Origin of the sequence: Rhodovulum sp. FJ3 (assembly GCF_032918305.1) — a bacterium.
GTDB lineage: Bacteria > Pseudomonadota > Alphaproteobacteria > Rhodobacterales > Rhodobacteraceae > SAT37.
Genome location: NZ_JAWJUU010000006.1, coordinates 18,375 through 38,049 on the forward strand (window position 1 = coordinate 18,375; position 19,675 = coordinate 38,049).

14 protein-coding genes and 1 tRNA gene are annotated in these 19,675 nt (G+C 63.9%); 3 read left to right on the top strand and 12 right to left on the bottom strand.

Annotation, left to right across the window (positions count from 1 at the left end):
• Window positions 1–9 precede the first annotated feature (9 nt).
• Window positions 10–1,662: a carboxylesterase/lipase family protein gene (locus R1W00_RS15060; protein WP_317263592.1), complete on the bottom strand. Its 1,653-nt coding sequence runs from the start codon at window positions 1,660–1,662 to the stop codon at window positions 10–12.
• 51 nt (window positions 1,663–1,713) lie between these two features.
• A complete protein-coding gene (locus tag R1W00_RS15065; RefSeq protein WP_317263593.1) occupies window positions 1,714–3,255 on the bottom strand; it encodes a tannase/feruloyl esterase family alpha/beta hydrolase in 1,542 nt (513 codons plus the stop codon).
• 238 nt (window positions 3,256–3,493) lie between these two features.
• Between R1W00_RS15065 and R1W00_RS15070 the strand changes: the two genes are divergently transcribed.
• On the top strand, window positions 3,494–4,138 hold the full coding sequence (locus R1W00_RS15070) for a TetR/AcrR family transcriptional regulator (RefSeq protein ID WP_317263594.1): 645 nt from the start codon (window positions 3,494–3,496) through the stop codon (window positions 4,136–4,138).
• 314 nt (window positions 4,139–4,452) lie between these two features.
• On the opposite strand, the gene R1W00_RS15075 is transcribed toward R1W00_RS15070, so the two are convergent.
• From R1W00_RS15075 to R1W00_RS15085, 3 genes are all read right to left on the bottom strand, one after another.
• Window positions 4,453–4,529 (bottom strand) — tRNA-Met (locus R1W00_RS15075).
• 85 nt (window positions 4,530–4,614) lie between these two features.
• Entirely contained in the window at window positions 4,615–5,778 is a 1,164-nt protein-coding gene (locus R1W00_RS15080) for an acetate/propionate family kinase (protein ID WP_317263595.1), read from the bottom strand.
• Window positions 5,775–7,163, bottom strand: coding sequence for a bifunctional enoyl-CoA hydratase/phosphate acetyltransferase (locus R1W00_RS15085; RefSeq protein WP_317263596.1), 1,389 nt, complete (start codon window positions 7,161–7,163; stop codon window positions 5,775–5,777). Before R1W00_RS15085 ends, R1W00_RS15080 begins: the two co-directional genes overlap by 4 nt.
• A 119-nt stretch (window positions 7,164–7,282) precedes the next feature.
• Between R1W00_RS15085 and mnmH the strand changes: the two genes are divergently transcribed.
• Window positions 7,283–8,332 carry a tRNA 2-selenouridine(34) synthase MnmH gene (mnmH, locus tag R1W00_RS15090; RefSeq protein ID WP_317263597.1) on the top strand — a complete coding sequence of 350 codons (1,050 nt, stop codon included), beginning with the start codon at window positions 7,283–7,285 and terminating at the stop codon, window positions 8,330–8,332.
• Here mnmH and selD read toward each other — a convergent pair.
• From selD to R1W00_RS15120, 6 genes are read right to left on the bottom strand one after another with little or no spacing between them, the layout of a single operon-like run.
• The gene (selD, locus tag R1W00_RS15095; RefSeq protein ID WP_317263598.1) at window positions 8,329–10,521 is read right to left on the bottom strand and encodes a selenide, water dikinase SelD; all 2,193 of its coding nucleotides are present in this window, start codon (window positions 10,519–10,521) and stop codon (window positions 8,329–8,331) included. The genes mnmH and selD overlap by 4 nt on opposite strands.
• A 33-nt stretch (window positions 10,522–10,554) precedes the next feature.
• Window positions 10,555–11,598, bottom strand: coding sequence for a lipocalin-like domain-containing protein (locus tag R1W00_RS15100; protein ID WP_317263599.1), 1,044 nt, complete (start codon window positions 11,596–11,598; stop codon window positions 10,555–10,557).
• Window positions 11,588–14,008, bottom strand: coding sequence for an FtsX-like permease family protein (locus R1W00_RS15105; RefSeq protein WP_317263600.1), 2,421 nt, complete (start codon window positions 14,006–14,008; stop codon window positions 11,588–11,590). The genes R1W00_RS15100 and R1W00_RS15105 overlap by 11 nt, the downstream gene beginning before the upstream one ends.
• Window positions 14,005–14,664 carry an ABC transporter ATP-binding protein gene (locus R1W00_RS15110; RefSeq protein WP_317263601.1) on the bottom strand — a complete coding sequence of 220 codons (660 nt, stop codon included), beginning with the start codon at window positions 14,662–14,664 and terminating at the stop codon, window positions 14,005–14,007. The genes R1W00_RS15105 and R1W00_RS15110 overlap by 4 nt, the downstream gene beginning before the upstream one ends.
• A gap of 58 nt (window positions 14,665–14,722) precedes the next feature.
• A complete protein-coding gene (locus R1W00_RS15115; protein ID WP_317263602.1) occupies window positions 14,723–17,230 on the bottom strand; it encodes an ABC transporter permease in 2,508 nt (835 codons plus the stop codon).
• Window positions 17,227–17,919, bottom strand: a complete 693-nt coding sequence (locus R1W00_RS15120) for an ABC transporter ATP-binding protein (RefSeq protein WP_317263603.1) — start codon at window positions 17,917–17,919, stop codon at window positions 17,227–17,229. Before R1W00_RS15120 ends, R1W00_RS15115 begins: the two co-directional genes overlap by 4 nt.
• Here R1W00_RS15120 and R1W00_RS15125 point away from each other — a divergent pair.
• Entirely contained in the window at window positions 17,918–18,613 is a 696-nt protein-coding gene (locus tag R1W00_RS15125) for an arylesterase (RefSeq protein ID WP_410901564.1), read from the top strand. The genes R1W00_RS15120 and R1W00_RS15125 overlap by 2 nt on opposite strands.
• Window positions 18,614–18,662: 49 nt before the next feature.
• Here R1W00_RS15125 and hemC read toward each other — a convergent pair whose 3' ends face one another.
• Window positions 18,663–19,610: a hydroxymethylbilane synthase gene (gene hemC, locus R1W00_RS15130; RefSeq protein WP_317263604.1), complete on the bottom strand. Its 948-nt coding sequence runs from the start codon at window positions 19,608–19,610 to the stop codon at window positions 18,663–18,665.
• Window positions 19,611–19,675: the final 65 nt, after the last annotated feature.

The window sequence follows — 19,675 nt, forward strand, 5'->3', positions numbered from 1 at the left end:
GCCCGTTGGTTATTCGATCCCTGCACGGGCGAATAACTGCCCTTGGAAAAACGCGAATGCAGGGGGCGCGATGTAGGGGGCGACGTGACTTTTGGTGTTCAGGTGCATCGCCTGACGGGCCTGCGGATCGTACTGCGGCCACTCCGGCAGGTCGGGTGCTGCGGGCCTGCCGGTTTTGGCAAAGCTGACCCATGCCTCAGAGACGGTTTTTGCCAGCGTCGCAACCGCATCGCCGCCTTCGGTCATGATCACGCCCGCCTCCGTCGTCGCGTTGTCAAAGGCAAACGGAATTTCGATCGTATGCGGCGAGAAGAGTTTGCCGTCCATGATCGGGGTCATCCAGTCAAAGCGATAGGCATAGACAGGCGCATTTCCCGTCGCAGCCCGCACATCTAGGATCGTGTTCGACAGCGCGCCCATGGCGTAGTCAGAATACAGGCGGAAATAGAGCGCGGACGGCACATAATCGGGAAAATCCGCGCGGTAGGTCTCGAGCAGCCACGCCCCGTCCTCAGAGCCGAACATCTTGGTGACCCGATCCTCCAGCCCCTCGTCGGTCAGGTCATAGGCGGCCTGATCTTGCAGCATGAACAGGGTGAACTCTGTGCCGGTCTGGCCGAGCAGCAGAGGCACATCGGCGTTGGCCGGTGTGGTGTCGGGGTCGTGGACATGGCGCGTGATGAACTCGCCGTCGATCACCGGCCAAAAACCCGTCGGAAAGCCAGGGGCGGCGAAAGACATCGGGAACTCGGACATGACTTTGCGCTCGGCGTCGAGCACCTGCTGCATGCTCAGATTGGCCAATGCGGCGGGCGCGGTCTCTTCGGTCAGGTCCAGAGCATCCAGCATCAAACGCGCGACGTTGTCGGCCGCCTCGGAAGTGTGGAAGCGAGTAAGAGGGCCACTTTGTACGATGGCGCGGTGAAACAGGCCCTTGGCCGAGGGCACGCCGAGCAACGTGTTCACCTTCCAGCCGCCGCCAGATTCGCCAAAGATAGTGACGGTCTCGGGATCACCGCCAAAGGCTGCGATGTTGGCCTGCACCCATTTAAGGGCAGCGACCATATCCTTGACCGACAGGTTGGAGCTATCGGCAAAGTCCCCGCCCAAAATGCGCGAGAAATCGGTCAGACCGTGCGCGCCGAGGCGGTGGTTGATCGTCACGACGACCACGTCCCCGCGCGAGGCGAGCCGCGTGCCGTCATAGATCGCGCAGGAGCCAGAACCCGATTGCCAGCCACCGCCGTGCAGCCAGACCATGACCGGCAGGCCAGCGGCTCCTTCGGGGGCCCAGACGTTAAGGGCGAGGCAATCATCGCCCGCCTCAACGTAATCGGGCGGCGCAAATGCGGGGGTCACGGACGTTGCGTCCACGGGCTCGGGGCCTTGCGGGGCGGTGTCGGCGTGACGGTCGGCGACAAAGACCTCGGTCCACGGTGCGGGCGGCTGCGGCGGCAAAAAGCGGTTCGCGCCCGATACCGGCTGCGCGTATCGAAGCCCGAGATAGCGGGACACGCCGCCCTCTGTCACACCCTGAACGGGGCCATATTGCGTGGTCACAACGGGCGTAGCCTGCGCAAAGACAAAGCGCGGCAGAGAGGCAGCTATCATCGTGGCACCGCCGCTCATCAGCAGGGTTCTTCGGGTCAGGGAAATAGACATAAGGTGTCTCCTTCGGGAAAAAGGCGCACCCGTTCGGGTGCGCTGAAAACCTTAGTTGGCCATACAGGCGAAATTGTCCGCGATGTCGGGGTCGCCGCCTTGAAAGAGGGCTTCGAGCGGGTAAGCACAGATCGGCATTTCGCGCTCGGGCATCGACGGGGCGCGGGCCACCATCGCGGTCGGCACCTCGTCTGTTGCGGCCCATTCTTCCAGCACAGTGAGAGGGTCAAAGTCCTCAAAGGTGGCGTTTCCGCCGCCGCAATGGGTCATCCCCGGCACCATGAAGAGCTGGGCAAAATCCGCGCCCGTGTCCTCTTCGGCCTGATCATGCCATCGTGCGATATCGGTGGCGGAGAAGATCGGATCGGCGAGCCCTTGGAAAATCACCATCTTGCCGCCCTTCTGGGCAAAGGTGGTCAGGTAGGTCTCGTCGGCGTCAAAGTAGCCACCCACATCGGAGACCTCGTCGGCCATCTCGGCAAAGTCGGGATCAAGCGGGACCTGCTGCGGCGGGGTCATAAAGACCGCACCCGTAGAGGGCACCGTCAGAATCTGGTGCATGGCGGGCATCGTCTCGGTGCCCAGCTTCCACGCGCGCCACCCTTCGGCGGCGACACCCGGATCCCACGGCCAATCGGTATAAACGGCGTTGCCGTCGGCGTCGGTGGGTCCAGCCATCACGGCGATCAGCGCGTCGAGCTTGGCGTCATCCAACTGGCCGCGCAGCGCTTCGGGGGCGAACTCGCACTGGCGATAGGCGGCCACCACACCGTCCTCCAGCCCGTCGAGTGCATCGCACTGGCGGTTGATTTCCTCGGCCACGGCATCAAGGTCTTCGGGCGTTAGCGCACTATACATCGCATCGCGCGGCGCAACCTTGGCCCATTGCGTGACGTCCCACACACCGCCCAGCGCGGCCCGCGACAGGTGAAAACCCGGGTTGCCGGCGACCACACCATCAAACTCCAGCGGAAAGCGCTGTGCGGCCATCATCGCCTCGCGGCCGCCGTTGGAGCATCCCATGAAGTAGGACTGTTCGGGTGCCGCAGAATAGAAGGTCGAGATAAGGGCTTTCGCCGTGTTCGACACCTTGCCAATCGAGGCATAGGCCAGATCGAGCCGCGATTGCTGATCGGCGGTGAAATCGAGCGTCATACCGTCATGGCCGCCATCCATGCTGACCACCGCATAGCCGCGTTTGAGCGCGGGGGTGGCGGTGGTGCCGGTCGATGGAATGGTGCCGATAGCAGGTGCGATAAAGCCGTCCGTGCCGCCGCCACCTTGGAACAGGAACTTACCGTTCCAATCCTCGGGCATACGCAGTTGGAAGCGGATGCCATAGCGGCCATTCACGCCTTCGCGGTCTTCGATCTTGCCTTCGACGAGGCAATGCGCCCCGACCCCGACAGGGGTGGGCGAGCCGCCTGTCATTGCACTCATCGGGTCGGCGGGAACGGTGCCCGCGCCCACAGTGGCGGCCCCGTCGATCCGCACGTTATAGAGCGTCAGGCCCGTCAGGTCAGAGCAGCTATCTGCAAACACAGGGGATGTGAGCGCCGTCGTCAGGAACGCGGCGGTGAGAGTGAGTTTCATATCGTTGGTCCGTGGTTAAAAAGAGTGGGAAACGCCCGTGCGCGTTTGGGAAATCTCCCACAGCTTGGCGGCAAGCTCGGGATCGCGGGCCAGTGGCTTTGGCCCGGCCTTCCCGAACCAGCAATGCAGCGCTGGTCATTTCGGCGGTTCACTCATATAAATGACTTGCGGTTATTTATCTACTGACTTCGCGTCAGTTATCAAGGGGCAAACCGCGCTTGTGGAGGAGAATTCGCGTATGTCATTGCCGGAAAACAGAAAACGGGCTCGGTCAGATGACGAGAAAGAGGCCCGCCGCCGTGCGATCCTGCGCGCGACTCGGGTGATGATTGAGGAAAAAGGGTTCGAGTCTCTCACGATGAACGCGATTGCGGGTGAGGTCGGCGTGTCCAAGGGCACGCTCTATCTATACGCCCGCAACAAAGAGGAGTTACTCCTCGCCGTGTTCTCCGATGCCATGGAAGAGGTCGTCACCCTTATCGAACAAGCACCGGCCGACACACTGGCGCAGAGCCTCGTCGATGCCCCTGCCGATGTGCCCCTGTTTCTGCCGCTTCTGGCGCGGCTTTTCACCGACTTGGAGCAAGCTGTTGGCGATGAGGTGCTGTTTACCGAGAAGCGCCGAATGCGTGGGATGGGCCTGCGCGTGGCGCAGGTGATCAGTGATCGAACCGGTACTCCGCTGGAACAGACCCGAGAGGCCAGCATGGTGTTGATGCTTGCCATGCAAGGAGCTGCCCAATTTGACCTCGCCTCCCGCCGCAAGCCTGAAGACGTTCCCGAAGATCTAGAGACGATGTTCGCGAAAGAGAGTTTCAGAACCTCCTACGGCATAGCCGTTCGGCTGGTGCTGAACGGTCTGACGCCGCCCGTGGAACGTTGAAAGTAGCAAAAACAAAGGGGGCTCAGAGTGCGGATCAAGCATGCTGAAACATTTCAGATTTCACCAAACCGACCACTCGCGACCCGCCACATGAAGGCGAATGCCTGATCCTGAGCGGGCATAAATCACTGGCGTCAGTAGCGAATGGCGACTCACCGCCCCTACGTTGCCGGTCGTCGCGGAGACCGGCACCATTGACGCAAAGGCCGCAGCTTGTGTTCTAAAACCGGTGAGGTCAGCATGGACACGATCGAAAGGGCGCGATGGCGCGCATCTCATCGGTCTTCAAGCCGTCTAAAAAATTGGGGGATGCTTGGTAGCGGAGGAGGGACTTGAACCCCCGACACGCGGATTATGATTCCGCTGCTCTAACCAACTGAGCTACTCCGCCGTAAGCGAGGGGCTGAATAAGAGAGCACGGGCCAACCGTCAATAGGGAAAGCGGCAAAAACCGGATTCTTTTTCGCCCTGCCCGATCAACCGCCCAGCACGCCCTTAACGGCGCGAGCAATCACCCGTTCCTCATCGGTTTTCAGGGCCAGAACGCGCACCCGTCCGGCACCGATATCCGCCTGCCCCTTAGCATTGGCTGTGTGGTTCAGATGAACGCCCAGCCACCCCATCCCGTCACAGATCATCTGTCGGATGGGGGCCGCGTTTTCACCGATCCCGCCGGTGAACACCACCGCGTCCAGACCGCCCATATCCGCCGCCATCCCACCAATTTCATGGCGGATGCGGGTGACATAGGTGTCAATCGCCTGTGCCGCTGCTGGATCGTCGCTGTCCAAAAGGGTGCGCATATCATGACTGATCCCCGACAGGCCCAACAACCCACAATCACGGTACAGCATATTGGACAGCGCCCGCGCATCCATGCCCCGGTCCGTCATCAGATACAGCATCACGCCCGCATCTAACGCACCGGGTCGCGTGCCCATCACCAACCCGTCCAGCGCGCTGAACCCCATGGTGGTTGATATGCTCTGCCCGCCGATCATGGCGCACATGGACGCGCCATTGCCCAGATGCGCAACAATCACACGACCCGCAACCACCTTGGGAAAATCGCGGCGCAACTGATCCGCAATGTAGGTATAGGACAGGCCGTGAAACCCATAGCGACGCACACCCGCGTCGAAGAACGCGCGCGGCAGGCCGAATTCATCAAACCGCCGCTCGTGCCCACGGTGAAAGGCCGTGTCGAAACACCCGACCTGAACCGCGTTTGGAAAGGCCTCGATTGCCGCACGCACACCGGCCAAGTTGAACGGCTGGTGCAGCGGGGCAAGCGGGGAGAACGTCGCAAGGGTGCGTAATGTCTCTTCATCCAACACCTGCGGTGCGGCATAGTGATCGCCGCCATGTACGATCCGGTGCCCAACCCCCGTCACCGCGCGCCCGTTCAGAACCGGCCCGAGATGATCCAGAATGGCCACCATGGCGGTGTTGTGATCGGCCTTGCCAATGTCTTCGCGACAGGGGTCGATCCCGTCGCCCGACATTTTTAGGCGCGCCGCATCGCCAAGGTTTTCGATCTGGCCTCGGGCGATTTCGATAGGGTCCGTGCCCGCCGCATAGACCGCGAATTTGACCGAGGACGAGCCCGCATTCAGGGTCAGGAACACCGCGTCACTCATACAGTGCCCCGTGTTTTCGCCTGATGCAGAACCGCGATGGCACAGGACAATAGACGCGCCTTTTCGTCGTCTGCACGGCTGGTCAGAATGATCGGGCACGCCGCGCCCAGAACCACCCCACCGGCCAGCGCATGGGCAACGAACGTCAGTTCCTTGGCCAACATATTCCCCGCCTCGAGGTTCGGCACGATCAGGATATCGGCATGACCCGCAACGGCGGACGAAATGCCCTTGGTTCGCGCGGCCTCTAGGTCAATCGCGTTGTCCATGGCCAAGGGGCCGTCGACCATCCCGCCGGTGATCTGTCCTCGATCCGCCATCTTGGACAGGATCGCCGCGTCCAAGGTGCTGGGCATATTCGGGTTCACGGTTTCGACGGCCGATAGGATGCCGACCTTGGGCATGTCCTGCCCCAGAGAATGCGCCAGATTGATCGCGTTCTGAACGATGTCCACCTTGTCCATCAGGTCGGGCGCAATGTTTATCGCCGCGTCGCTGACCATCAGCAGATGATCGACGCCGGGCACATCCATCACAAACACATGCGACAGGCGACGACCGGTGCGCAGGCCGTCGGTTTTGCTGAGAACCGCGCGCAACAGGTCATCGGTATGCAATTTACCCTTCATCAACGCCTTGGCGCGGCCCGAACGGACAAGATCCACGGCCAAGCGCGCGGCCTCGGCCCCATGCCCCGCCACGTCGATGATTTCCAGATCGCTGATGTCCTCGCCGATTTCATCGGCAGTCGCCAGAATGCGGGCGCGTTCCCCAATCAGGATCGGGGTCAACAGCGTGTGCCGCCAGCCCAAGATCGCACCTCCAAGGGACGCCGCATCCTGTGGCATGACAACGGCGGTGGGCATGGGCGGTATCGGCTCGGCCTCATGCAAAAGGCGGTCGAAATGCGGATGCGTTTGCACGGTGAGGCCCGGCACGTCGCGCAAATCCACGGTGACCTTGATCGCGGGGGCGGTGACCTCGGCCTCGCCATGGGCGACGGGGGTGCCATCGGCCAGTTCGACCTGTGTTTCAAACCGCGCCAGACGGTCCGCGCCCTTGTCGATCAGGCGCACACGCACGACGACCGTGTCGCCCGCATGGGCGCGCCCCGTAAACGTCAGGCTCTGGCGTTGATACAACGTCCCCGGCCCGGGCAGGGTATTGCCCAGAACGCCGGAAATCAGCGCGCCCAGCCACATCGACGGTGCAACCGCCTCGGGCGTGCCATCGCCATCCCCGTCTTCACGCGGCAGGTGCATGGGGTTCATATTGCCCGACGAATTGGCAAAGACGTAAAAGTCCTCGGCGCGGCAGAGATGGGTGATCTCGGCGCTCATCCCTGCTTGCAGGTCATCCCATGGTACATTGCTGTGGAGGGTCATGCGCCACCTTTCGTTTCTGGGGCGGTTTTGCACCTGCAACATAACGCCCTTATGACGAGGCGAAAAGCGGTGGCTCGGATGTCTCTTTCACAATTGCGGGCGTGCGCGTATCAAGGGCTATGCCCCAGACATTGCGCCACCTTTCTGACCTGAATGCCTTAAAATTCGACACAGTGATCGATGTTCGTTCCCCGTCCGAATACGCCGAGGATCACATCCCCGGCGCGATCAGCCTACCGGTCCTCAGCGACGCCGAACGCGCCGAGGTCGGCACGATCTATGTTCAGGACAGCCCGTTTCTGGCGCGCAAGATCGGCGCGGCCTTGGTTGCACGCAATGCCGCGCATCATCTGGAAACAGCGCTGGCCGACCGGCCCAAGGGGTTTACGCCGCTGGTCTATTGCTGGCGCGGGGGTCAGAGGTCAGGGTCCTTTGCCCTGATCCTGAAACAGGTGGGATGGCAGGCCGATACGGTCGAGGGTGGCTATCGCGCGTTCCGGCGTTTGGTGAAGTCGGCCCTGTATGATGATCCGTGGCCCTGTCCGGTGGTGGTGCTGGACGGCAATACCGGCACGGCCAAAACCGATATCCTAATCCGTGCGGGGCAGATGGGCGCGCAGGTTCTGGATCTGGAGGGCATGGCGAACCATCGCGGGTCGGTATTCGGGCCGATGGCGGGCGGGCAGCCATCGCAAAAGGCGTTCGAGACGCGCCTTGCCATGGCGGCGGCGGCACTGGACCCTGCGCGGCCGGTGTTGGTTGAGGCCGAGAGCACCAAAATCGGCGACATCAACCTGCCCCCGTCGTTGTGGGCGGCGATGAAAACCGCCCCGCGTGTGGTGATCGAGGCCCCCATCGCCGCGCGGGCCGAGTATCTTGTGTCGGCATATGCGGAGATTGCGGCGGATCGCGATGCCTTGGCCGAAACCATTGCGCGCCTGTCCAGCATGCACAGCGCGGACCGCATTGCCGCATGGGCCGAGATGGCGCGGACGGGGTCGGTGGTTGATTTGGCGGCAGAGTTGATCACGGATCACTACGATCCGCGCTATCGCCGCCAACGGGCCCGCCACACGCCCGAGGTGATTGGGTCCATTTCTCTATACGATCTGTCAGAGGCACAGCGCGCGGAGGCCGCCGCGCGGGTGGCAGAGGTCTTGGCGCGCTAGGTCAGTGTGATGTCCTTACCGGTCATTTCACCGATGTCCGCCGCGTCATAGCCCGCGTCGATCAGGGCGCGCAGGGTCGCGGACACCTTGTCCGCAGGAACCGTTGCCAGCAGCCCGCCCGCCGTTTGTGGATCGATCAGAAGGGCATGTTCGGAGCGGTCCGGATCGAACCCGTCGATCCCGCCACACAGGCGCAGGTTCTGGGGGAACAGGGAGGAGCGCACACCGTCCGCCGCCAGTTCCCGTGCGCCCGCCATCAACGGTACGCGCGCCACGTCGATCCGCGCGCCAACACCGGAGCCGCCCACAATCGTGCGCAGGTGCCCGATCAAGCCGTACCCCGTCACATCCGTCATCGCATGGGCAACGGGGGACAGGATGCGGGCGGCCTCGCCCCCCTCCTGTCCCATCCTGCGCAGGGCCTCGACCACCACCGCGCCTGGGGCGGCGGCGCGCATCTCGGCGGCCATGATGGTGCCACTGCCAATCGGTTTGGTCAGGATCAGACGGTCGCCCGCGCGGGCCTGATCGACGCTGTGCCCCCGCGCATCGCCCGCCAAAGTGCCCGTGACCGTGTACCCGATCGACAGTTCCGGCCCGACACCGGTGTGCCCCCCGATCACCGCCGCACCGACCCCGTCAAACACAGACGCCGCGCCCGCCGTGATTTCGCGCAGGACCTCGCCCTGCATCCGGTCGCGCATACGGGGCAGGATGATGTTGGACAAAACCGCCTGTGGGGTCGCGCCCATGGCCCAGACATCGCCCAGCGCATGAATGGCCGCGATCCGCGCCATGACATAGGGATCATCCCAGAACGCCCGCAGATGATCGACCGACAGCACCTGCAGCCCGTCCCCCGCGCGCAGGATCGCCGCGTCATCCCCGCCACCCAGAACCACATCGGGCCGCAGCGCACAGGCACCGTCCGCAATGCCGGTCGCCAGAACATCCGCACCGGGTTTCGCTGCACAGCCACCGCACGGCATCTCACCCACGGTGAGCAGATCGGACAGACCTTCGGCCAGTTCTCCGTCCGGCACATCGGGCGCGCCCATCACCGGTAGGTCGCGGAATTGGTCCATGAACTTGCGGTCGATCTTGTCCTTCCATCGCCAGAGCCAATCGCCCTCCAGCCGGAGCGAGAGCTTATCCGCGACGGCATGTTTTCCGCCGGTCGAGATCAGTTTCAGGTAGTCCTTTTGCGGATAATAGGGTTTGCGCGCCCCGCCCTGTCCGGCCAGATCTGCACGCAGGTTGTGAAACAGGATCGGGGCCTGACGGACGGCAAACACACCGGCCTTGGGGCGCGGATCGTGGGTCATATGGGCACAATCCCCGACCGCATAGAGACGCGGATCGGTTTCGGTGCGCAGATCGGGCAGCACCCGAACAAACCCGTTTTCAAGCGCCAATCCGGTGTCCGCCAGCCAATCCTGTGGCCGCGTGCCCGCCGCACCAAGGGTAAAGTCCAGATCGACACGGCTCTCGGTCAACTGCACCCCGCCCGCATCGACCGCCGCGATCCGCGCGTTGGTGCGCACATCGACGCCCAAGGCCTCTAGCCGCGCCATGAGCGCCCGCCGCGCACCCGAACCAATCCCCGGCAGGGGCGTCGCGCCTGCCTCAAACAAGGTCACGCGCGCATCCCGCCCCATGGCGCGCAGACGATGCGCGCAGGCCATGGCAAGCTCACACCCCGCGACGCCCGCGCCGATGACGCCGACGCGGGGCGCATCCCCGCAGCTGTCCAGAAACGCGGCCCACCGATCGGCAAAGGTGCCAAGGGGTTTGGCCGGAACCGCGTGGTCCGTGAACCCCGGCAGGGCGGGCAGGTCCGAGGTTATCCCGACATCAATCGACGCGATGTCGTAAAACACCGGCGCGTGCCCCGTGACCGTGATCCGGCGCGACATGCGATCAATCCCCGTGGCGCGCCCGATGATCACCCGCGCCCCCGCCGCGCGGGCCAGCCGCACTAGGTCAATGTCCAGATCGCCCCGCGCATAATGGCCCGCGACCATACCGGGCAGCATCCCCGAATAGGGCGCGGTCGGACCGGGATTGATCACCGTCACCCGCACCCCTGCCATCGGGGCCATCGCCCATTTGCGCAGAACCAGAGCATGGGTATGCCCGCCCCCGATCAGGACCAGATCACGCGTCAACGGGTGGGGGGCTGTTTGCATCATGCACCTATGGTTGTTGCGCTAGACTAGACGCTAATACCCCGTCATTTCCAGATAGCCCTTACCATTGTGCGTTCCCGTGATGCGCACCGGCCCCTCCCAATAGGCAAACAGGGTGTCCATCCATGCATTCGGGTTCAGGGCGGTGATTTCCACGTCCACGCCGCGTTCAGGGACCTCGACGCGCCATTTGATCGGCACCTCACGCCCCGCAACGGGTGCGCGTGCCAGCGGGGTCAGGATCACGGACCCATCGGCCATCGGCGCGGCGCCCCCGTCGGGTGTAATCCACGTGCCCGAGGTATAGGCGTCCCCGTCCTCTTGGCGTAGCTGAAACCCCATCATCCGCGTGTCATCATCGAAATGTAGCGACACCCAGTCCCATCCGCGCTGACCCGGGTCCAGAGGTTGCGACGACCATTCACGGTCAAGCCACGCCTGCCCGCGCACCTCAACCGGCCCATCCGGCAGGTTCAGCGTACCCGTCACCTCATAAAACGGCTGGGAGTAGTAATAACTGGCCTGACCGCTAGCCGATTTGACGGAATAGCCCGCATCGCCATGGGCCACCAACGGACCATCGGCGGACAGGCGCAGGTCATAGGAAAACTCATCACCCCGCGCGCGCAGGGCCACGTCCGACACATCCGCCCCCGCCATGGCCCAATCGTCAATCCAGACCTCATAGGGGTCGGCAATTGCGCCCGCCTGCCCGACGCCATCGCGCGCGAACCGTTCGGCCACGAAATGCGCCTCGGGCGTGGTGATCGCCGCGTGGCCCATCCAGATTTGCGGACTGTCCCAGCCATCGGTCGATGCGGGCGCAAGAGCCGAGCGGAACAAGGTCCATTGGATGCCGTAATCGCGTCCGTCGGCCCCGCGCAGGTTGGCGGTCACATACCACCACTCGATCCTATATTCGGGATGCGCGCCGTGATCCGTGGGGAAATCCAACGCCCGTCCGCGTGCGGGCACGGCAAACCCGTCGGCCTGTTCGCCAAGGCCCGCGAACCCTTGTGACCACGCAGGCGCGCCGATCAGACAGACCAGACAGATCAGGATCATCCTAACGCTCATTCGCGAACACCTTTAGCAAATCGGACGGCGAAATCCGCGACATCCGCCACGCGGGCCACGCCGCCGCCGCCACACCGGCCAGAACCGCCCAAATCGCCAGCCACACCCAATCGGCGGGGAACAGGAACATCGGCAATTTCCACCCAAAGGCCGCGACGTTCACCACGGCCAGCAACCCCCACGCAAGCCCAAGCCCCACGGGCAGAGCATAGACCATGGCGAACAGGGCCAAAATCGCGCTGCGCAGCACCTCTAGCCGCGCCAGATCGCGCCGCGTTGTGCCCACCGCCCAGACCGGCGCAACCTGCGGCAGGCGCATGGACGAGAGCGTCAGCAGGCTCATGAACATGGCAACCGCCGCGACCCCAAGCGTCAGAATGTTGAGCGCCGCAGTCACCTGAAACGTGCGTTCGAAAATCTGCAGGGACACGCGCTTGACCACCGCCTGATTGTTCACCGCATCCTCGGGCCAATCCAGATCGCGCAACAACGCCGCGCGGATCGCCGCCGACTGATCCGCATCAACGCGCAGGGCATAGCGCAGGCGTTCCACATTCGGGAATCGCGTGATCAGGGCGTCGATCCCGATCATCGCCTGCCCCAATGGGTTGCCATAATCGCTATAGACCCCAAGGACGGGCATTTGCGTCCCGTCGGGCAGGCTGACCATATCGCCAAGGTCCAGAACATCGCGGCGATACATCTGTTCGTTGATCAGCACCCCCTGCCCCGCCGCCAGACGGTCCCATCCGTCCGGTGCCAGCGCCAGCATGGGCCAATTGTCGCGATAGGTCGCGTGATCGGCCACGCCAAACACCTGTCCCGGTGCGCCGTTCAACATGCCCTCCACCGACCAGATCGGAAGGGCGGCATCGATGTCCTCCCGCGCGGCCATCCATGCGCGCAGGTCCTCGGCGGCCTCGGCGCTTGGGGCGGTCACGTACAGTTCCGACGCCAACCGTTGATCCAGCCAACCGGTGAACGTCTGGCGAAAGCTGCTGACCATGGTGCCGACGCCGACGTTAACGGCCAGTGCCAGCATCAGCGCCATCAGGGCCAGCGACAGCCCCGGCAATTGTTGGCGCGTATCGGCCCAGAACCAATGCGCCATCGGCGCGTGGGCACGCCCCGAAATGAGATAGAGCGCAATCGCCAACACCACGGGCAACAGGATCGCCGCCGCAATCATCCCCGCGCCCAGCAAGACAAACCCGCCCGCAATCCCCGGCAAAACCCGCAGCCCAACCGCGCCAATCACCGCCAGACCGACCGCCGCCCCCACCGGCATCACCCAGGCGCGCGGACCCGCGTGGCCCCACGCACGGGGTTTGGCCGCGGCAAGGATCGGCAGACGTGCCAGCCGCCACAAGCTCTGCGCCGCCGCGACAAGGGTGCCCAGAACCGCAATCGCGATCCCGCCCAGCCACCAAATGGGCGGCAAGGCCAAAACGCCCCCCACCGACGCGCCGTAGAGGCCGCGCAGGGTCGCCGCCACATCGGGCAACAGGGTAGCCGCAATGCCGTATCCCAACACCACGCCCACCGCCCCCGCGATCAGGGCAAGGACCAGAACCTCAGCCACCAGAACCGCGAACAGCGTCCGCAGGGGCACCCCGATCGCGCGCAGGGTGCGAAAGGTCGTGCGGCGTTGCTCAAACGCCAGACCGATGGACGAATGCACAATGAACAGACCCACCGCAAAAGACAGCAGGCCAAAGGCGGTTAGGTTCAAATGAAAACTATCCGTCAGGCGGGCGATATCCGTGCCCTGTTCCCCCGCGCGCAGACGCAGGTCGGGGGCAAGATCGAACAGGGGCAAAAGGCCCGCAGGTTGATCCAGCAGCACGATCAGATAGCTGAGGCGCGCGCCAAGGTTCAACGCGCCCTGCGCCACGCCAACGTCCATCAGAACGGTGTTCGGGGGCACTTGGGCGTCCTCGACCACGCGCAGCTCGGGAAACCGCGCGGCGGCAACTTCGGCCACGTCGGGGGCGGCAAAGATCACCCCATCGCGGGCGAAAAACGCGCTCAGGTCGAAATCGTCCTGTTGAATTTGTGCAGGCTGGGCGGCCATGGGCGCGGTCACCGGATCAATGCCCAGAACGCGGATCGGGCCATCGGGCGTCTCAATCTGTTCCGACACAACCGGCGACACCAACCACCCCGCACGGCGCAGGGCAATGTACCGCGCCTGATCAACCGTGCCGCCATCGGTGGCCAACAGACGGTCAAACTGGTTCTGCTGCACAAGGCCCGCCGCCTGATCATAGCTCTGGCGGGCTTGGGCGTTGATCGCCTGCACCCCCGTCCACAGGGCCGTGGCCAGCGCGAGACCGGCAAGCAGGCTGATCAACTGGACCAGATGCCGCCGCCAATGGCCGATCAGCGCCTGAAACACCGCGCGCGTCATTGCGCCAAACGCCCGCCGGACAGGTGCAAGCGATGGGGCAACATCCCCGCCAGACGTTCGGAATGGGTGACCATCAACAGGGTCGTGCCCGATTGCGCGACAAGGTCCAGAAACACCTGCATGACCGTGTCCGCCGTCGCCTCGTCCAGATTGCCGGTGGGTTCATCCGCGAACACGACGGCGGGACGCGTGGCCAAGGCGCGGCCAATCGCGACGCGCTGTTGTTGCCCGCCCGAGAGCTGCTCCGGATAGCGCGCGACCATCCCCGACAGACCCAGACGGTCGATCAGATAATCGCGCCAATCGCCGTCGACACCGCCATTCAGGCGCGCCTGAAACGTCAGGTTATCGGCCACGTTCAGGGATGGGATCAGGTTGAATTGCTGAAACACAAGACCCACATGTGCGCGTCGAAACGCCGCCGCGCGCCGGTCAGGCAGATTGGTCAAATCGGCCTCGCCCACATTGACGGTCCCGCCATCGGGACGTTCCAGACCCGCGCAGATGTGCAAAAGGGTGCTCTTGCCACTGCCCGATTCACCGGTCAGAGCGGTCGCCGTTCCGGTCACCAAATCGAAGGACACCCCGTCAAAGACCGTCAGGGTCTCGCCCCCGCTGTGGAAACGTTTGGACAGGTGGGACGCGGTGACCTGCATGGGACCTCAACCGGTTAAACTACGGGCGCAGCACAACATGGAGCAAACCGTCCCGCAATCAATCGGCGGCGCGTAATATCCGCGCAGGTCGGGCGCGCAACGGCGCCCACGCAAATCCGATCCCCGACAGCAAGGTCACAAGGCCACCCGCCCCGATTACCACAGCCGCCGAAACGGGGTCGAACCGGAAATCGCCATCCATCACGAATGTGATCACCGCCCATGCCGACGCCCCGCCCGCGACCACGGCCACAAGGCCCGATGCCGCGCCCAAGATGCCCGCGCGCAGGGTCAGATAGGTCAGGATCATCCGACGCTCGGCCCCGAGAGTTTTCAGGATCGCGGCCTCATACATACGGGCATTTTGCGCGGCGGCGGCGGTGCCGATCAACACAAAGACACCGGTGATCAAGGTCGCCCCCGCCCCGAATGTAATCGCGGCGGCCATGTTGCCGACAAGGCCCGCCACACGTTCAATCGCATCGCGCACCGAGATCAGGGTGATATTGGGATATGTGCGCGACAGGTCACGGACCAGCCCCGCTTCGGCCTCGCGATCCGCATAAATCGTGCTGATGAAACTGTGCGGCGCGCCCTGTAGGGCGGCGGGGTTCATTGACATGACGAACCCGATCCCAGCAGTCGAAAAATCAACGATGCGAAAGCTGCTGACCGTGGCGGTGATATCGCGGCCAAGGACGTTGACGGTGATCGTGTCGCCAATGTTCAAACCGATCTCGCGCGCCTCTTCGTCGGCGAAACTGACCAAGGGCGGACCGCTGTAATCGGCGTCCCACCATTCGCCCGCCGTGATCACTGTGCCACTGGGCGGTGTCGGCGCATAGGTCAGACCACGGTCGCCGCGAATGACCCAATGATCGCCTGCGACCTCTTGGGCCGGACGGTCGTTGATCCGCGTGATCACCCCGCGCAGCATGGGCGCGGTTTCGACGGTTTTGACCCCCTCATCCCCCGTGACACGGTCGAGATAGCCCTCGATCTGGGCGGGCTGGATATCGACCACGAAATAGGACGGGGCCACATCAGGCAATTCCCCCGCGATGGCCAGTTGCAGGTTGCGATCCACCTGCCCCACCGCCGCCAGAACCGACAGGCCAAGGCCAAGCGACAGGACAACCGACCGTGCCTCCCCCCCCGGTGCGGAAATCCCGCTGAGGGCCAGTCGCAGCACCGGTCGCCCCTGTACGAACCGCGCGCGCATCATCGCCCGCGCACCGCGCCGCACCGCCCATGCCGCGCCGGTCAACAGGATCAGCGACCCCGCCACCGCGACGGCGGACCCGATGGCGATGTGGGGCACGCCGGACAGGATCGCGGAACTGGCCACCAACATGGCCGCCAACAGGCCCAGCACAGCCGCAATACGCCACCCCGGCAAAACGCGGGTTGGCGACACGGCATCGCGAAACAACGACGCCGCGCGGATCTGCCCCGCCCGCGCCAAGGGCCAGAGCGAAAACAACAACGCACACAGCGTCCCATAAAGCGCCGCCTCGCCCAGCGCGGCGGGATAGACGCCCACCTCAACCGACAGGGGCAGGTTCGCCGCCAGAACCGGATAGGCGGCAATGGGCACTACCGCACCAATCGCAACGCCAACCGCAATCCCGATGACGGCCAGCACGCCGATCTGCATCAGATAGATTTGAAAGATCAGACGGTTTTCCGCGCCCAACGTTTTCAGGGTCGCAATCACCGGCACCTTACCGTCCAGATAGGCCCGCACCGCCGCCGCAACACCGACACCGCCAACGGCCAGCCCCGCCAGCCCGACCAGCACCAGAAACGCGCCGATCCGGTCCACGAACCGCGTCAATCCGGGCGCGGCGTTGCGACTGTCGCGCCACCGCATGCCCGCATCGGCAAACCGTGCCTCGGCCCGCCGTTTCAGGGCGCTGAGGTTCGTGTCCGGCGGCAGGGTCAGCTTATATTCCGTCTCAAACAGGGTCCCCGCCCCCAACAGGCCAGAGCCCTCCAAGGCCTCCCGCCGCACAACCATCGGCGGCCCAAGCGTAAACCCGCCCCCCGCATCATCGGGCAGCTGGTCAAACACACCGCCAAGGGCAAACGCCTTGGTCCCCAGTTGAACCGTATCGCCGACGTTCAGCCCCAGCCGTTCAACCAACGTGCGCGCCATCACGACGCGATCGCCGCGCAACGCCTCAGCCAAATCCGCACCACCCAGATCGACCGTGCCGTACAGGGGATAGGCCCCATCGACCGCCTTGACCTGTGTCAGCGCGCGGTCCTCACCGGCTACCACCATAGACCGGAATTCCACCACCTCGGCCACACGGGTGGCGTTGCGGGCCATCCAGCCGCGCTCTTCCTCAGTGGCATAGCGATAGGTGAACTCCATCTGGGCATCCCCGCCCAGCAACACCGCGCCCTGATCGGCCACCGCACCCTGCACCGCATCGCGCACCGACCCGACAGTCGCAATCGCCGCGACACCCAAGATCAGGCACAACAGAAACACCCGAAAACCGCGTGTGCCCGACCGCAATTCCCGCCGCGCAAGGCGCAGAGCGACGCCAAACCTCATGCCGCGCCCTCGGCCATCTCGGGCGCAATCGACCCATCGACCAAACGCACCACACGGTCACAGCGCGCGGCTAAGGCATCCGAATGGGTCACCAAAATCAACGTCGCCCCATGGCGGTCACGCAACCCGAACAGCAAATCCATAATCGCCGCCCCGTTCGACCCGTCCAGATTCCCCGTCGGCTCATCCGCCAACAAAATCCGTGGCCGCGTCACGGCGGCGCGGGCCAAGGCCACACGCTGTTGCTCGCCCCCCGACATCTGACCCGGAAAATGATCGACCCGCGCGCCCAAACCAACGGCGCCTAATTCTTCGCGCGCCCGTTCAAACGCATTCCGTACGCCGGCCAATTCCAACGGCACCGCCACGTTTTCCAGCGCCGTCATCGTCGGGATCAGGTGGAAAGACTGAAACACCACCCCCATATGTTCCCTACGAAACCGTGCAAGCGCATCCTCATCCATCGCGCCCAGTTCTCGCCCCATGACCGACACAACACCGGAACTTGCCTGCTCTAACCCGCCCATGACCATCAACAATGACGACTTCCCCGACCCCGATGGCCCGATCAGGCCAAGGGTCTCTTCCGCCCCCACCGTCAGGGAAATATCGCGCAGGATATCGACCTGCCCCGCATTCCCTGCCAAACGTAAATTCACATGTTCCAAGCGGACGACAGGATCAGTCATGCAAAACCTTCTGAAAATTGGGGCACATGGTCGATATGGGGCCTTCGCGCGCGCCCGCAACCGGATTATCGCGATTGCCACCACATTCATGATGCTGACCGGCGCGTCCTTTGCCGAACCCACAGCCATCGCGGCCCTCGGCGATAGCCTGACCCAAGGCTACGGCCTACCCGCCGATCAGGGGTTCGTGCCACAACTGGACCGCTGGCTGACCGCTCAGGGCGCCGATGTCACGATGATCAACGCGGGCGTTTCGGGCGACACCACCGCCGGGGGCCTCTCGCGTATCGACTGGACGCTGACCGACGACGTGGACGCCCTGATCGTCGCGCTTGGCGGCAACGACGTGCTGCGCGGCATTCCCCCCGAAACCGCGCGCGCAAACCTCACCGGCATTCTGGACCGCGCCGCCGCCCGCGATCTGCCGGTCCTGCTGATCGGGATCACGGTGCCCGCGAACTATGGCCCCGACTACCAAACAGCCTTTACCGCGATCTATCCCGATCTCGCCGCCGATTACGACGCCCTGCTCTACCCGAATTTCCTAGCGGCACTGACGACGGATACCGACCTCGACACCGCGTTCAAAACCCTGATGCAATCCGACGGCATCCACCCCAACGCCGCCGGCGTCGCCAAAATCGTCAACGACCTCGGCCCGCATGTGCTCACGCTGATCGAACAGGGGCGCTAACCCCCGTTTTCATCTTGGCAAAAATACTCGAAATCCCGACCCCGACGCCTTAGCCACGCCAGTCGAAAAAGCCCTCACCGGCCTCGCTCAGCAACGCCCGCGCCAGATCGCGCCCCATCTCGGCCCCGTCAGCAATGCTGCCCCAGCGTTCGCCTTCATAGCACTGACCACCATCGGGGCGCAAAATCTGCCCCCTCAGCCACAGCTGATCGCCCTCCAGCATCGCCAGACCGGCAATCGGCGTCTCGCAAGACCCGTCCAGCTCGGCTAGAAACGCGCGCTCGGCCGCCAGACGCTGACCGGTCTCGACGTGATGAATACGCGACAGCATCTCGGTTGCACGCGCGTCATCCTCGCGCCACTCAATCCCGATCGCACCCTGCGCCACAGCGGGCAGCATCTCTTCATGCGCAATCGGTTTCGTCGCGATCTCATCCATGCCCAAACGGTTAAGACCCGCCATTGCAAGGAACGTCGCCGCCGCAACGCCATTTTCCAGCTTGCCCAGACGGGTCTGCACATTGCCGCGGAATTCCACGACCTGCAGGTCGGACCGGAAATGCAACAACTGTGCCCGCCGCCGCAGGGACGAGGTCCCCACAACCGTACCTTCGGGCAGTGTCGTCAGGCCATCGAACCGCATCGACACGAACGCATCGCGCGTGTCCTCTCGCGGCAGGTAACAGTTCAACGTCAGACCACCGGGTTGTTCCACCGGCATGTCCTTCATCGAATGCACAGCAATATCGATGTCGCCGCGCAGCATCGCGTCTTCGATCTCTTTGGTGAACAGCCCCTTGCCGCCGATCTCTTTCAGCGGGCGGTCGATGATCTTGTCCCCCGTGGTCTTGATCACCACGATTTGAAACGCCTCATGAGGCAGGTTCCACGCCGCCGCCAGACGGTCACGGGTTTCATTCGCCTGCGCAAGCGCCAAGGGCGAACCACGGGTCCCAATTTTCAGGGGCGAAGCGGGGGTCGGAAGCGAAATCGTCATACCCGTTCTCTAGCGCCGTGCGCGACCTCTGGCAATCCATCACGCTTGACATGGGCGCGGTGGCG